Annotated in this window: 14 protein-coding genes; 13 read left to right on the forward strand and 1 reads right to left on the reverse strand. The window is 71.6% G+C overall.

All coding sequences use genetic code 11. The features are described 5' to 3' along the window. Window positions 1-99: 99 nt before the first annotated feature. Window positions 100-873, reverse strand: coding sequence for a hypothetical protein (locus ACTOWY_RS19400; protein ID WP_441311274.1), 774 nt, complete (start codon window positions 871-873; stop codon window positions 100-102). Window positions 874-1,535: 662 nt separating this feature from the next. On the opposite strand from ACTOWY_RS19400, the gene ACTOWY_RS19405 reads away from it, so the two are divergent. From ACTOWY_RS19405 to tpiA, 13 genes are all read left to right on the forward strand, one after another. Then, window positions 1,536-2,321: a DUF3097 domain-containing protein gene (locus ACTOWY_RS19405; RefSeq protein WP_441311056.1), complete on the forward strand. Its 786-nt coding sequence runs from the start codon at window positions 1,536-1,538 to the stop codon at window positions 2,319-2,321. A gap of 99 nt (window positions 2,322-2,420) precedes the next feature. After that, complete coding sequence (locus ACTOWY_RS19410) at window positions 2,421-2,849, forward strand: NfeD family protein (RefSeq protein WP_441311057.1); 429 nt, start codon at window positions 2,421-2,423, stop codon at window positions 2,847-2,849. A gap of 16 nt (window positions 2,850-2,865) precedes the next feature. After that, window positions 2,866-4,089: an SPFH domain-containing protein gene (locus ACTOWY_RS19415; RefSeq protein WP_441311058.1), complete on the forward strand. Its 1,224-nt coding sequence runs from the start codon at window positions 2,866-2,868 to the stop codon at window positions 4,087-4,089. Between the two features lie 202 nt (window positions 4,090-4,291). Next, on the forward strand, window positions 4,292-5,260 hold the full coding sequence (locus ACTOWY_RS19420; protein ID WP_247762798.1) for a M28 family metallopeptidase: 969 nt from the start codon (window positions 4,292-4,294) through the stop codon (window positions 5,258-5,260). 73 nt (window positions 5,261-5,333) lie between these two features. Beyond that, complete coding sequence (locus tag ACTOWY_RS19425; RefSeq protein WP_441311059.1) at window positions 5,334-6,386, forward strand: hypothetical protein; 1,053 nt, start codon at window positions 5,334-5,336, stop codon at window positions 6,384-6,386. Between the two features lie 14 nt (window positions 6,387-6,400). Then, entirely contained in the window at window positions 6,401-6,826 is a 426-nt protein-coding gene (locus ACTOWY_RS19430) for a Rieske (2Fe-2S) protein (protein WP_441311060.1), read from the forward strand. Between the two features lie 46 nt (window positions 6,827-6,872). Then, window positions 6,873-8,918: an excinuclease ABC subunit UvrC gene (uvrC, locus tag ACTOWY_RS19435; RefSeq protein WP_441311061.1), complete on the forward strand. Its 2,046-nt coding sequence runs from the start codon at window positions 6,873-6,875 to the stop codon at window positions 8,916-8,918. Continuing rightward, window positions 8,915-9,793: an RNase adapter RapZ gene (rapZ, locus tag ACTOWY_RS19440; RefSeq protein WP_247762803.1), complete on the forward strand. Its 879-nt coding sequence runs from the start codon at window positions 8,915-8,917 to the stop codon at window positions 9,791-9,793. Before uvrC ends, rapZ begins: the two co-directional genes overlap by 4 nt. Window positions 9,794-9,825: 32 nt before the next feature. Continuing rightward, entirely contained in the window at window positions 9,826-10,827 is a 1,002-nt protein-coding gene (locus ACTOWY_RS19445; RefSeq protein WP_441311275.1) for a gluconeogenesis factor YvcK family protein, read from the forward strand. After that, window positions 10,818-11,798, forward strand: a complete 981-nt coding sequence (gene whiA / locus ACTOWY_RS19450) for a DNA-binding protein WhiA (RefSeq protein WP_247762810.1) — start codon at window positions 10,818-10,820, stop codon at window positions 11,796-11,798. Before ACTOWY_RS19445 ends, whiA begins: the two co-directional genes overlap by 10 nt. Before the next feature lie 269 nt (window positions 11,799-12,067). Beyond that, window positions 12,068-13,072 (forward strand): type I glyceraldehyde-3-phosphate dehydrogenase, encoded by a 1,005-nt coding sequence (gap, locus tag ACTOWY_RS19455; RefSeq protein ID WP_441311062.1) that lies wholly within the window; start codon window positions 12,068-12,070, stop codon window positions 13,070-13,072. A gap of 13 nt (window positions 13,073-13,085) precedes the next feature. Then, on the forward strand, window positions 13,086-14,306 hold the full coding sequence (locus ACTOWY_RS19460; protein WP_441311063.1) for a phosphoglycerate kinase: 1,221 nt from the start codon (window positions 13,086-13,088) through the stop codon (window positions 14,304-14,306). Beyond that, window positions 14,306-15,091, forward strand: coding sequence for a triose-phosphate isomerase (gene tpiA / locus ACTOWY_RS19465; RefSeq protein WP_441311064.1), 786 nt, complete (start codon window positions 14,306-14,308; stop codon window positions 15,089-15,091). The genes ACTOWY_RS19460 and tpiA overlap by 1 nt, the downstream gene beginning before the upstream one ends. Window positions 15,092-15,132 lie beyond the last annotated feature (41 nt).

A 15,132-nucleotide genomic window follows, 5' to 3' on the forward strand; every position in this document is an offset into this window, starting at 1 on the left:
GGTGGGCCAGTATGGCTGCCCATCCCGGCGGGCCCGCCGGTGTGTGTTCCCGAACGGGAGGCCACGTTCGCGATCCGCCCGGCGGCCGTCGTGCCGGAGTCAGTGGCGGCCGGCCTGGTTGGCGAGCTGGCGGACGGCTTCGGTGACCGCGGCGCAGCGAGCCGAGCGGACCGCGTCGGAGAGCGGCTTCAGCGCCGCCGTGCGGGCGCGGGCGGCCGAGGCGGAAACCGCGCCGCCGTCCGGATCGCTCATCGCCGCCCGCACGATCGCGGCCACCTCCGCGGCCCGCTCCAGCACCCGCAGCGCACGGCCCGGCATGCCGGGCGGCCACGGGGTGCGCGGGCGAGCACGCAGGGCGGCGTCGATCTCGGTGCGCACGCCTGGGCGGTGCCGGGCCACGTCCAGCGACACCAGGGTCGCCGCGGCCGCGCGGACCGCCTCCGTCATGCCGTGTTCGGCCTCGCCGATGCCGATGTACTCCAGGTGCGGGGGAGTGGGCAGGGTGAACACCGACCACCGCACCACACCCTCGGCGACCTCCGCCGGCACCAGCCCCACCGCAGCCGAGGGCAGCACCACGGCCTCCCCGGCCCGCAACGCGGCCACCCCGAACGGCCCCGGCCCGCCAAGCCCACGAACGTCACCCGGCGCGGGCAGCACCAGCGCGCCGGTGCTCGCCCCGGACCGGCGCAGGCAGGCCAGCAGCAGGGCGGGCCCGACCGGGCGATCGCCGGGCAATGGCAGGTCGAACCGTTCGGCGGCGTGTTCGTCGCCCGCGGTGACCTCCTGGAGTTCGCCCCACGCCAGGAGGGCGTCGAGCACGTCATCGGAGGCCGCGGAACCGTTCAGCCACGCGGAGGTCCAGACCGCCATGGTCGCGGAGGCACAAGGCACCACAAAAGGTTACTAGGCCCTGGCCGGGCGGGTCGCCGCCCCGCGCACCCAGCATCCGGCGGCCCCGCTCGGCGCACCCGGCGGCCCGCCCGGCCCAGCCTCCGCCGACCCGCGCAGTCCTGACTCGCGCCGCCCCGACTGGCACCGTCCCGACTGGCGTCGCCCGGCCCGGCCAGCGCGGTCCCGACTCGCGCCGCGCCGCGCCGCCCCGACTCGCGCCGCGCCGCCCCGACTCGCGCCGCCCGGCCCGGCCAGCGCCGTCTAGCTCCGGTCAGCCCCGGCCCGACCCCGCTGGCCGCTCCGACCCACACCATCTTCCCGGCCCGCGTCTTCCCCGCCCCGCCCGCCGCTTCCTCTGCGGAACGCTTTTCGAGCCGAAAAGGTTGCCTTCCGCCCCGGACCATCTCACCAACCGCAGGTCACCGCCCCGCACCAGCCACAACCGCCGCAGATCACCGGCCCACACCGGCCCATCCACCGCAGTGTCAGGGGCCAGCAGTTCGCCGACCTACGCCAGGGCCCCGCCACCGCAGTTCACCGGCCCGCGCTGAGCCCACCCGCCGCAGTCCGCCGAGTCCATCCGCGTCGCGACTACCCTAGCGCCCGTGCGCTCCTCCCCATCCGATCCCTACGGACGTGACGTGCTCGCCGGCGGCCCCAAACGCCGCGCCGTCCCGGAAGTCCCCGCCGACCCGGACCTCGTCGTCGAGGATCCGGCCAGTGGCTTCTGTGGCGCCGTTCTCCGGGTCGAGGGCGCCAACGTCGTGCTGGAGGATCGGCATGGGCGGCAGCGGGTTTTCCCGCTTCGGCCTGCCGCTTTCCTCCTCGACGGGCAGCCGGTGACGCTGGTCAAGCCGGTCGCCGCGCCCGCCAAACCCGCCGCTTCCGCCTCCGGATCGGTCCGGGTCGACGGGTTGCGGGCGAAGACCGCTGCTGCCAGCCGGATCTGGGTCGAGGGCATCCACGACGCGGAACTGGTCGAGCGGGTGTGGGGGCATGACCTTCGGGTGGCGGGGGTGGTGGTCGAACCCCTTGGCGGGATTGACGAGTTGGCCGCGCGGGTGGCCGAGTTCGGGCCTGGGGGGCGGCGGCGGTTGGGGGTGTTGGTGGATCACCTTGTGGTGGGGAGCAAGGAATCTCGGATCGTCGCGGGGGCGGCTCACCCGGATGTGCTTGTCACTGGTCACCCGTACGTGGATATCTGGCAGGCGGTCAAGCCTGGCTCGGTGGGGATCCGGGAGTGGCCGGTGGTTCCCCGGGGACAGGACTGGAAGACCGGGGTGTGTGCTGAGCTGGGGTGGGGGGAACCGGCCGCGGGGTGGCGGCGGGTGCTGTCCGGGGTTCGGGGGTTTCGGGACTTGGAGACGCCGTTGGTCGGTGCGGTGGAACGGCTAATTGACTTCGTCACTGTGGGTTCGCGGGGGTGATCCCGGATCGGGTGAGAACTGTCGCCCGGTAGATCACACGTCGGTCACGGCGGCTGGTCACGGTCGGCAACGGGTGGCGCACTCTGCCACGATGGCGACATGGCCGCCCTGGTCTGGCTGGTAGCCGGAGTCCTGCTTCTGGCAGCGGAAGTGCTTTCTGGTGACTTCGTGCTGCTCATGATCGGCGTCGCGGCCCTGGCGGCCGCCGGATCCGCTGCGGTGATCGACGTGCTGTGGGTCGATGTCGCGGTGTTCGCGGTCAGTTCGGTCGTGTTGCTCGCGGCCGTCCGGCCCGCGCTGCGCCGCCGCATGCTGGCCGGGGACCATGTGAAAACCAACGTGGAAGCGCTGGTCGGCGGCAAGGCAGTAGTACTGTCCACTGTGGACGCCCACGGTGGACAGGTGAAACTCGGTGGCGAGATCTGGTCGGCCCGCGCCTACGACGAGACGCAGGTGATCGAGGTCGGACGGGCCGTCACCGTCATGGATATCGCTGGAGCGACCGCGGTCGTGTGGGCGGAAGGCTGAGGCGTTGGAGGCTGGAGTGGGCGCGGTTGTAGTCGTCGCCGTCATCGTCCTGCTGGTGCTGGTCGCTGTCGTCAAGGCAGTGCTGGTCATCCCGCAGGCGCAGGCGGCGGTCATCGAGCGGCTGGGCCGCTTCCGCACGGTCGCGGCCCCGGGGCTGAACATCCTGGTGCCCTTCCTGGACCGGGTGCGGGCCCGGATCGACCTGCGCGAGCAGGTCGTCTCCTTCCCGCCGCAGCCGGTGATCACCGAGGACAACCTCACGGTGTCCATCGACACGGTGGTCTACTTCCAGGTCACCGACCCGAGGGCGGCGGTCTACGAGATCTCCAACTACATCATCGGCGTCGAGCAGCTCACCACCACCACACTCCGCAACGTGGTCGGCGGCATGAGCCTGGAGCAGACGCTGACCTCGCGTGACTCCATCAACGGCCAGCTGCGCGGCGTGCTCGACGAGGCCACCGGCCGCTGGGGCATCCGGGTCGCCAGGGTCGAGCTGAAGGCGATCGACCCGCCGCCCTCCATCCAGGACTCGATGGAGAAGCAGATGCGCGCCGACCGGGAGAAGCGCGCCATGATCCTCACCGCCGAAGGCCAGCGCGAGTCCTCCATCAAGACCGCCGAAGGCCAGAAGCAGGCCCAGATCCTGGCCGCCGAGGGTGGCAAGCAGGCCGCGATCCTCTCCGCCGAGGGCGAGCGGCAGAGCCGCATCCTCAAGGCGCAGGGCGAGCGGGCCGCGCGCTACCTGCAGGCCCAGGGCCAGGCCAAGGCGATCGAGAAGGTCTTCGCCGCGGTCAAGGCTGGCAGGCCGACGCCGGAACTGCTGGCCTACCAGTACCTCCAGACGCTGCCGCAGATGGCCCAGGGCGACTCCAACACGGTGTGGATGGTGCCCAGCCAGTTCGGCGACGCGCTGCAGGGCTTCGCGAAGATGTTCGGCAGCAAGGGCGAGGACGGCGTCTTCCGCTACGAGGCCCCGCCGCCGGACACCGAGTCCAGGCCGGAGGAGGACGACGAGTCGATCGCCTCCTGGTTCGACACCGCGCCCGACCCGGAGATCGCCCGCGCGGTCAAGGAGGCCACCGCGGTCGCCCAGACCGATGTGCCGCCGCCCGGCCGCGCCTCGGTCGCCGTGGTGCCGCCGGTCATCCCGCCCGCGGTCGTCGACCCGGCGCCCGCGCCGGAACCCCCGGCCACACCGGGCGACTCGACCGAACTCAGCGACGGCGAGACCAAGTAGCGCCAGACCAGGTAATACCAGCCCAGGGACGCCGTCTCCGCGGCAGCGGAGGCGGCGTTTTCCGTTGTGCACCGTATGCACTCATCGCAATACCGCTAACTGTTTCCGACAAAAGTCGGGTACCGCCCACGGTCACGCCCGTTCGACACTCGCCGTGCAGCTGATCGCAACCCTGCGCGATCAGCCCGATCGGGAGGTCCGCGTGAAACTCCGACTCGTTCTCGGCTCGGTGACGGCCACCGCCGCACTGGTCGTCAGCGGCATCGCCGGCACCGCCACCGCGGCCGCGCCCGCCGCGCCGCCGACCATTCCCACCGCGAACATCCAGGCGCACCTCACCGAACTCGGCAAGATCGCCGCGGCCAACGGCGGCAACCGGGCACACGGGCGGCCTGGCTACAAGGCCTCGGTGGACTACGTCAAGGGCAAGCTCGACGCCGCCGGATTCCGCACCACCGTGCACACCTTCACCCAGAGCGGCGCCACCGGCTACAACCTGATCGCCGACTGGCCCGGCGGCGATGAGAACAACACCATCATGTTCGGCGGCCACCTCGACGGCGTCTCCGCGGGCGCGGGCATCAACGACAACGGCACCGGCTCCAGCGGCCTCCTGGAAGTCGCGCTGACCGTGGCCAAGCAGCAGCTCAAGACCACCAAGCACCTGCGTTTCGGCTGGTGGGGCGCGGAGGAACTCGGCCTCATCGGCTCCACCCGCTGGGTGGCCAGCCTGTCCGCGGCGCAGAAGGCCCAGATCAAGGCCTACCTCAACTTCGACATGATCGGCTCGCCCAACCCCGGCTACTTCGTCTACAGCAGCGCAGGCCAGCCCACCGGGTCCGCGGCGCTGACCACGTTGCTGGAGAACTACTTCCGCGGCGCCGGTGTGCAGACCGAGCAGACCAGCGTCGGCGGCCGGTCCGACCACGCCGCCTTCGCCCGCGCGGGCATCGCCACCGGTGGCACCTTCACCGGCGCCGAGGTCCGCAAGAGCGCGGCGCAGGCGCAGAAGTGGGGCGGCACCGCCGGTCAGGCGTTCGACCCGTGCTACCACCGCTCCTGCGACGGGGTGAACAACGTCAACGCGGCCGCGCTCTCCCGCAACACCAACGCGATCGCGCACGCGGTCTGGACGCTGACCGCGCCCGCCGCGCTGCGCTCGGCCGCCTAGTCGCACCTGATTGGGCCACCTGGTCGCATCCGCTGCGCTGAACGGGGTCAAGCCCGCGCGGGAGTGCTCACCCGTGCGGTTTCATCTCCTCGTGGCGGGCCGGGCAGGGGACGAGTTCCACGATGTGGCTGCACTGCGCAGCACCCTCCACGGCTCGCTGTCCCCGCCAGGGCACCAGGACGACACCGCGCACTGGCAACGGTTGCACCAGGTGGTCCAGTCCCTGCACGACCTCGTCTCCGACGGCCGCGCCCAGGAGGCCGTGCAGTTCGCCGAACAGGTCGTCGAGGTGCTCGCCGGGGCCGCGCACCAGGCAGGCGGCCACTGGGACGAACTGGCCGACCTGGCCCAGCGGGCCCTGGTCGCGCACGCCATCGCCTGCCGCCTGGTCCGCCCCGACCCCTACCGGCTGGCCGGCTGGCTGATCCGGCTGCAACTGGCCCACCCCGACGGCCCCGAGGTGCGGCTCACCGAGTACACCGACGCCCTGGGCGCCGCCGGACTCGCCTACTACCGGCAGGGCGCCGAAGCCGCCTGCCGCGGCCTGCCCACCGTGCGCTTCGGCCAGACCGGCCGCTACGACCGGCACCGCGCCGCCGTCACCCGCCTGGTGCACGAACTCGCCGAGCACACCGGCGATCCCGACCTCACCGTGCAGATCCTGGCCACCGACCTGTCCACCGCCTGGCAGTACCTGCGCATCGCCTCCGAACTCGAAGCCGCCGGCCGCAGCGAGCAAGCGCTGGCCTGGGTGGAACGCGGCCTGGTCGCCGCCAAGGGCACCGGCGCGGTGCCCCGCCTGGTCGACCTCGCCGTGGACCAGTGCGTCCGGCTGGGCAGGCTGGACCGCGCGGTCGAACTGCGCCGCACCGCCTTCCGCGCCCGCCCCGGCCTGGACGCCTACCTCCGGCTGCGCGCGGTCGCCGATCACGCCAAAGCCTGGGACCGCGAACGCCAGCGGGTGCTGCGCTGGCTGCGCCAGCCCGGCGAGGACGACCAGCGGCGCAACACCGTGCTGGTGGAGATCCTGCTCTGGGAGGGCGACCGGGACGCAGCCCGCCGCGCCGCCGCCGACCGCGGCTGCGACCCCGGGATCCTGGCCAGGCTCGACCGGCCCGAAGACTAGACACCCTTCTTAGGATGTCCGGCATGCCGCCACCGCTGTCCCGTCGCACGGTCCTGTGTGGACTGCTCGCCCTGGCCGGAACCACCGCCGCCTGCGGCAGCGGGAAACCGCCGCGCACCGGCGGCACCGGCACCGCCAGACCCGGCGCCGAACTGGCCAGGCTCTCCGCGCTGCCCGCCACCGGCGGCGCGCTGGTGGAGACCGAGGGCAACGGCATCCTGCTCATCGTGCGCACCAAGGACGGCACGGTGCGCGCCTTCGACCCGCGCTGCCCGCACCGGGGCAACCTGGTCAGCCCGCCGGTCGGCGGCGTGATCGACTGTCCGACGCACGGCAGCCTCTTCGACGGCGAGACCGGCGAGGTGCGCAAGGGCCCGGCCAAGGCGGGGCTCACCCAGATCCCGGTCAAGGTCGACGGGGAGCGGATCGTACTGATCTAAGCCGACCAGGCGATCCGCTGTCGGTGTGTCGCCGTAGGCTTACGGCGTGCCCGATCCGTCCACCTATCGTCCAGCGCCCGGAACCATCCCGGACTCCTTCGGCGTGTACAAGTTCCGCGACGGCACCGGACGGGTCATCTACGTCGGCAAGGCCAAGAGCCTGCGCAGCCGGCTCTCCTCCTACTTCGCCGACCTGGCAGGCCTGCACCCGCGCACCCGGCAGATGGTCACCACCGCCGCCTCGGTGGAGTGGACCGTGGTGTCCTCCGAGGTCGAGGCGCTGCAACTGGAGTACTCCTGGATCAAGGAGTTCGACCCGCGGTTCAACGTGCGCTACCGGGACGACAAGTCCTACCCGATGCTCGCGGTCACCGTCGGCGAGGAATTCCCGCGGCTCCAGGTCTACCGCGGCCCGCGGCGCAAGGGCGTGCGCTACTTCGGCCCGTACTCGCACGCCTGGGCCCTGCGCGAGACCATCGACCTGCTGCTGCGGGTCTTCCCCGCGCGCACCTGCACCAGCGGACTGTTCAAGCGGCACAGTCAGATCGGCCGCCCCTGCCTGCTCGGCTACATCGACAAATGCGCCGCGCCCTGCGTCGGCAAGGTCAGCGCCGAGGAACACCGGGAGATCGTCGAGGACTTCTGCGACTTCTTCTCCGGCCGCACCGACACCATGATGCGCCGCCTGGAGAAACAAATGCAGGCCGCCGCCGAGGAACTGGAGTTCGAGAAGGCCGCCCGGCTGCGCGATGACCTGGACGCGCTGCGCCGGGCCATGGAGAAACAGGCCGTGGTGCTCGGCGACGGCACCGACGCGGACGTGATCGCCTTCGCCCAGGACGAACTCGCCGCCGCCGTGCAGGTCTTCCACGTGCGCGGCGGCCGGGTCCGCGGCCAGCGCGGCTGGGTCATCGACAAGGTCGAGGAGGTCGACACCCCCGGCCTGGTCGAGCAGTTCCTCACCCAGTTCTACGGCGAACAGGACGAACTCGGCGAGGCGGCCGACGGCGGCGGGGCGGCCGAGGCGGTGCCGCGCGAGGTCCTGGTGCCCGAACTGCCCCCGGATGCCGAAGCGGTCACCGACTGGCTGTCCGGACTGCGCGGCTCCCGGGTGCAGCTGCGGGTGCCCCAGCGCGGGGACAAACGCGCGCTGGCCGAGACCGTGGCCCGCAACGCGGCCGAGGCATTCACCCAGTTCAAACTCCGCCGCTCCGGCGACCTCACGGCCCGATCCCTTGCCCTGCAAGAACTCCAGGACGCGCTCGGCCTGGAGACCGCGCCGCTGCGGATCGAATGCGTGGACGTCAGCCACATCCAGGGCACCGACGTGGTGGCCTCGCTGGTGGTCTTCGAGGACGGCCTGGCCCGCAAATCCGAGTTCCGGCACTTCGCCATCAAGGGCGACGCCGAGACCGGCGATGTCGGCGGCGACGTCGGCTCCATCGCCGAGGTGGTGCGCCGCCGCTTCGCCCGGCACCGCGCCGACGTCGAGGAGATCGCCCGCACCGCACCGGCCACCGGCGAGGTCGACGCCGAGACCGAGGCCAGGCCCGGCATCGATCCCACCACCGGACGACCGCGCCGCTTCGCCTACCCGCCCAACCTGCTCGTCATCGACGGCGGCGCGCCGCAGGTCAACGCCGCCGCCGAGGTGCTGACCCAGCTGGAGATCAGCGATGTCGCGGTGATCGGCATCGCCAAACGCCTGGAGGAGGTCTGGCTGCCCGCCGACCCCGATCCGGTGATCCTGGCCCGTAACAGCGCGGCGATGTACCTGTTGCAGGAGATTCGGGACAAGGCTCACGACTTCGCCATCCGCTACCACCGGCAGAAGCGGTCCAAGCGGATGACCACCTCGGCCCTGGACGAGGTGCCAGGGCTCGGCGAATCCCGCAAGGCCGCGCTGCTCAAGCACTTCGGCTCGGTGCGCAAGCTCCGCGCCGCCACCGTCGAGGCGCTCACCGAGGTGCCGGGGGTGGGCAGGCAGACCGCGCTGGCCGTGCTGGCGGCGTTGCAGGGCACGGAGAACAAGGCCACGCAGAAGACAACCACGGTGACCGAACCGGTCCCGGGACGGCAGGAGGACGGGTGACCGAGGAGAAGACCGGCGTCGAGGTGGCGGTGGTGACCGGCCTGTCCGGGGCCGGCCGCAGCACCGCCGCCAAATGCCTGGAGGACCTGGGCTGGTTCGTGGTGGACAACCTGCCGCCGGAACTGGTCGCCACCATGGTCGAACTGGGCGCCCAGGCCCAGGGCGTCATCTCCCGGGTCGCGGTGGTGATGGACGTGCGCAGCCGCGCGTTCACCGACGACCTGGCCGCGGTGATCAAGGACCTGGACGCCCGCGGCTACAAGCCCAAGGTGCTGTTCCTGGAAGCCACCGACGCGGTGCTGATCCGCCGCTTCGAGCACGTCCGGCGCGGCCACCCGCTGCAGGGCGACGGGCGGCTCTCCGACGGCATCGCCAACGAGCGTAGGCTGCTCACTCCGTTGCGGGAGGAGGCAGACCTGGTGCTGGACACCTCGGCCCTGTCCGTGCACCAGTTGCGCGCCAAGATCGAGGACGCCTTCGGCACCGAGACCTCGGCCAGCACCAGGGTGACCGTGCTGTCCTTCGGCTACAAGTACGGCCTGCCGATGGACGCCGACCTGGTGATGGACGTGCGGTTCCTGCCCAACCCGTTCTGGATCCCGGAACTGCGCGACTTCACCGGCCTGGACGAGGCGGTGCGCAACTACGTGCTCTCCCAGGAGGGCGCGGAGGAGTTCCTGGAGCGCTACCACGAGCTGCTGCGGCTCATCGGCGCCGGGTACCGCCGCGAAGGCAAGCGGTACCTGACCCTGGCGATCGGCTGCACGGGTGGTAAGCACCGCAGTGTGGCGATCTCCGAGCAGCTCGCCGGGTTGCTGGCCAAGGAGGACGGGATGGCGGTCAAGGTCGTGCACCGGGACCTGGGGCGGGAGTGACGCTGGTACCCAACGGAAATCCGGGCAGGCCGATGCGGGCCGTGGCACTGGGCGGCGGCCACGGCCTGCAGGCCACGCTGTCCGCGCTCAAGCGGCTGACCGACGACGTCACCGCCGTGGTCACGGTGGCCGACGACGGCGGCTCCTCCGGGCGGCTGCGCCGGGAACTGGGCCTGCTGCCACCGGGCGACCTGCGCAAGGCGCTGACCGCGCTGGCGGACCCGGACGAAGATCGTCTACTGTGGACGGACGTGTTCCAGCACCGCTTCGGCGGATCGGGCGCGCTGGCCGGGCACGCGGTGGGCAACCTCGTACTGGCCGGGCTCCTGGAAGTCCTCGGCGATCCGGTGGCGGTGCTGGACGAGGTGCGCAAACTGTTGGGAGTGCGTGGACGGGTGCTGCCGATGAGCCGGGTGCCGCTGGACATCGAGGCCGATGTGGTCGGTCTCGACGACGACCCGAAATCGGTGCGCCGGATCCGCGGCCAGGTCGCCGTGGCCAGCACCCCCGGCCGGGTCCAGCGAGTCCGGCTGCAAGGCGCCGCGCCAGGGGCCGAGGCGCCCAAGGCCTGCGAGGAGGCCGTCACCGCGGTCACCGAGGCCGACGTGGTGCTGCTCGGACCCGGCTCCTGGTTCACCAGCGTGCTGCCGCACCTGCTCGTGCCCGAACTGCACGAAGCCCTGGTCGACACCGCCGCGCGCAAGGTCGTCGTGCTCAACCTGGTGCCGCAGCCGGGGGAGACCGAGGGCTTCTCCCCGGAACAGCACCTGCATGTGCTGGCCGAGCACGCGCCGCGGCTGCGGGTGGACGCGGTGGTCGCCGACGTCGACTCGGTGTCCACCCCGGACCGGTTGCGCCGGGCCGCCGCCGCGCTCGGCGCGGTCACCACCCTGCGCAAGATCTGCCACCACGGCGCCCCGGACCGGCACGATCCGGCCGCGCTCGCGGTGAGTCTGCACGAAGCACTAGCCGAGATCCCCGGTCCGCGCGGACCGGGATCCGGCGCACTCAAGGAGGGCCAGCCATGGCGATGACCGCGTCGGTCAAGGACGAGCTGAGCCGTCTCGCTGTCACCAAGACCTGCTGCCGCCGGGCCGAGGTGTCCTCGCTGCTGCGTTTCGCCGGCGGCCTGCACATCGTGGCAGGCCGCGTCGTGGTGGAGGCCGAGATCGACACCGGGTCGGCCGCGCGCAGGCTGCGCAAGGAGATCCAGGAACTGTTCGGGCACATCAGCGACGTGCACGTGATCACCTCGGGGGGGCTGCGCAAGGGCACCCGGTACGTGGTCCGGGTGGTCAAGGACGGCGACGGCCTGGCCCGCCAGACCGGCCTCCTGGATCCCAGGGGCCGTCCGGTGCGTGGCCTGCCCGCGCACGTGGTCAGCGGCGGCACCTGCGACTCCGAGGCCGCCTGGCGGGGCGCCTTCCTCGCACACGGCTCGCTCACCGAACCCGGCCGCTCCTCCGCCCTGGAAGTCACCTGCCCCGGCCCCGAAGCGGCCCTGGCCCTGGTCGGCGCGGCCCGGCGGATGGGCATCCAGGCCAAATCCCGCGAGGTGCGCGGCGCCGACCGGGTCGTGGTCCGCGACGGCGACGCCATCGGCGCGCTGCTCACCCGGCTCGGCGCGCACTCCAGCGTGCTGGCCTGGGAGGAACGCCGGATGCGCCGCGAGGTCAGGGCCACCGCCAACCGGCTGGCCAACTTCGACGACGCCAACCTGCGCCGCTCCGCCCGCGCCGCCGTCGCCGCCGCCGCCAGGGTCGAACGCGCCCTGGACATCCTCGGCGCCGACGTCCCCGACCACCTGGTCGCCGCGGGCGCACTGCGCCTGGCACACCGTCAGGCGTCCCTGGAGGAGCTGGGCCAGCTCGCCGAACCCCCGATGACCAAGGACGCGGTGGCAGGCCGCATAAGGCGTCTCCTGGCGATGGCCGACAAGAAGGCCCGCGAACTCGGCGTCGGCGACACCGAGAGCGTCGTCACCGCGGACATGCTCGACGCCTGAGCAAACCTCGGTCGAGTTGGCCCAACCGGTACGCCCATTTGGGCCAACCGGGCGTACCGGTTGGCCCAACTCATGCTGGGTGGCGGTCCGCGCCGGTAGTGGCGGGCGGCAGTGTGGGTGAATCTTGGCGTGGGCTGTGTCTCTGTCTCGATCAAGCCAGTTCCCCGGGTGGCCGTGACCAGCGACATTCCCGCCCGCTAGGGTGAATGCGCAAACGCCGGTTAGCGCCCGGTCTTGGACGGCCGGGACGAACTTCGAGGAGACGCACCGTGACGGTTCGCGTGGGTGTGAACGGCTTTGGTCGGATCGGCCGCAACTTCTGGCGTGCCCTGGCCGCCAGTGGCCGGGACATCGAGATCGTGGCCTTCAACGACCTGGGTGACGTGGCCACGATGGCGCACCTGCTCAAGTACGACACGATCCTGGGCCGTCTCGACGCCGAGGTGCGGGTGACCGATGAGGGCATCTCGGTCAACGGCAAGGTCATCAAGGCCCTCGCCGAGCGCGACCCCGGCAAGCTGCCGTGGAAGGACCTGGGTGTCGACGTCGTCGTCGAGTCCACCGGGTTCTTCACCAACGCCGATGCCGCGCGCAAGCACATCGACGAGGGTGGCGCCAAGAAGGTCATCATCTCCGCCCCGGCCAAGGGCGAGGACCTGACCGTCGTGCTCGGCGCCAACGACCACCTCTACGACGGGTCGCAGAGCATCATCTCCAACGCCTCCTGCACCACCAACTGCCTGGCGCCGATGGCCAAGGTCCTCAACGACACCTTCGGGATCGAAAAGGGCCTGATGACCACCATCCACGCCTACACGCAGGACCAGAACCTGCAGGACGCCCCGCACTCGGACCTGCGCCGGGCCCGCGCCGCCGCGCTGAACATCGTGCCCACCGGCACCGGCGCGGCCAAGGCCATCGGCCTGGTGCTGCCGGAGCTGAAGGGCAAGCTGGACGGCTACGCGCTGCGCGTGCCGGTGCCCACCGGCTCGGCCACCGACCTCACCGTCGTGGTGGGCAGGGAGACCTCCGTCGAGGAGGTCAACGCCGCGGTCAAGGCGGCGGCCGACGGCCCGCTCAAGGGCATCCTGCGCTACAACACCGACCCGATCGTCTCCTCCGACATCGTCACCGACCCGGCGTCCTGCATCTTCGACGCGCCGCTGACCAAGGTCATCGGCAACCAGGTCAAGGTCGTCGGCTGGTACGACAACGAGTGGGGCTACTCCAACCGCCTGGTCGACCTGACCGCGCTGGTCGCCTCGAAGCTCTGACGGAGAGACAACTGTGAAGACCCTGGCAGATCTGCTCGCCGAGGGTGTTGCCGGTCGGCGCGTGCTGGTGCGCGCCGACCTCAACGTTCCTCTGGACGGCTCCGTCATCACCGACGACGGCCGGGTCCGCGCCTCGCTGCCCACCCTGCGGCAGCTGACCGAGGCCGGGGCCCGCGTGCTCGTCGCGGCACACCTGGGCCGCCCCAAGGGCGAGCCCGACCCCAAGTTCTCCCTCGCCCCGGTCGCGGCCCGGCTGGGCGAGCTGCTCGGCGCTGAGGTGGCCCTGGCCGCCGACGTGACCGGCCCGTCCGCCAAGTCCACTGTGGACGGGCTGACCGACGGCCAGGTGGCGCTGCTGGAGAACGTGCGCTTCGAGGCGCGGGAGACCAGCAAGGACGAGACCGAGCGGGCCGCCTTCGCCGCCGAACTCGCCGCGCTGCTCGGCGCCGACGGCGCGTTCGTCTCCGACGGTTTCGGTGTGGTGCACCGCAAGCAGGCCTCGGTCTACGACGTGGCCAAGCTGCTGCCGCACTACGCGGGCGGCCTGGTGCTGGCCGAGGTCGAGGTGCTGCGCAAGCTCACCACCGACACCGCGCGGCCCTACGTGGTCGTGCTCGGCGGGTCCAAGGTCTCGGACAAGCTCGGCGTGATCGCCAACCTGCTGGCCAAGGTGGACCGGCTGCTCATCGGCGGCGGCATGGCCTACACCTTCCTCAAGGCCCAGGGCCACGAGGTCGGCGACTCGCTGCTGCAGGAGGACCAGCTCGACACCGTGCGCGGCTTCCTCAAGGAGGCGGCCGAGCGCGGCGTGGAACTGGTGCTGCCGGTCGACGTGGCCACCGCCGAACGGTTCCCGGACTTCGGCGCCGCCACCCAGCCCGCCCCCGTGGTGGTGCCGGTGGACGGCATCCCGGCCGGGCGGATGGGCCTGGACATCGGCCCGGACACCGAAGCGCTCTTCGCCGCCAAGCTCGCCGACGCCCAGACCGTGTTCTGGAACGGGCCGATGGGCGTCTTCGAGGTCGCCGAGTACGCGGGCGGCACCCGCGCGGTGGCCCAGGCCCTGGTCGGCTCCTCGGCGTTCACCGTCGTCGGCGGCGGCGACTCCGCGGCCGCGGTGCGCCTGCTCGGCCTGCCGGAGGACGGTTTCTCGCACATCTCCACCGGTGGTGGAGCATCCCTGGAATTCCTTGAGGGCAAGGAACTCCCCGGCGTTTCCGTCCTGGAGGACTGATGGCGCGCAAGCCGTTCATCGCCGGCAACTGGAAGATGAACCTGAACCACCTGGAAGCCATCGCGCTGGTCCAGAAGTTCGCGTTCTCCCTGCCGGACAAGTACTACGACAAGGTCGATGTGGCGGTGCTGCCGCCGTTCGTGGACATCCGCAGCATCCAGACCCTCAAGGACGGCGACAAGCTGCTGCTCACCTATGGTGCGCAGGACCTCTCGCCGTCGGACTCCGGCGCCTACACCGGGGACATCTCGGGTCCGATGCTGGCCAAGCTCGGCTGTGCCTGGGTGGTCGTGGGCCACTCCGAGCGCCGGGAGATCCACGGCGAGACCGACGACCTGGTCAACAAGAAGGTCCGCGCGGCGCTCAAGCACGGTGTCGCGCCGATCTTCTGCATCGGCGAGAAGCTGGAGATCCGCGAGGCGGGCACGCACGTGGAGTACACCACTGACCAGCTCATCGCCGGCCTCAAGGGCCTCAAGGCCGAGCAGGTCCAGCAGGTCGTGGTGGCCTACGAGCCGGTGTGGGCCATCGGCACCGGGCGGGTGGCCAGCGCGGCCGACGCCCAGGAGGTGTGCGGGGCGATCCGGGCCAAGCTCGCGGAGAAGTACGGGCCCGAGGTGGCGGCCTCGGTGCGGGTGCTCTACGGCGGCTCGGTCAAGTCCGGCAACATCGCCGAACTGATCAAGCAGGAGGACATCGACGGCGCCCTGGTCGGCGGGGCCAGCCTGGACGCGGAGGAGTTCGCGAAACTCTGCGCCCTCGCCGCCGGCGGTCCGCTGCCGTAAGGCCGTGACCTGGCCATTACGTAGTGCAATCGCCATTACGT

This window comes from Crossiella sp. CA198, assembly GCF_052078295.1.
Lineage (GTDB): Bacteria > Actinomycetota > Actinomycetes > Mycobacteriales > Pseudonocardiaceae > Crossiella.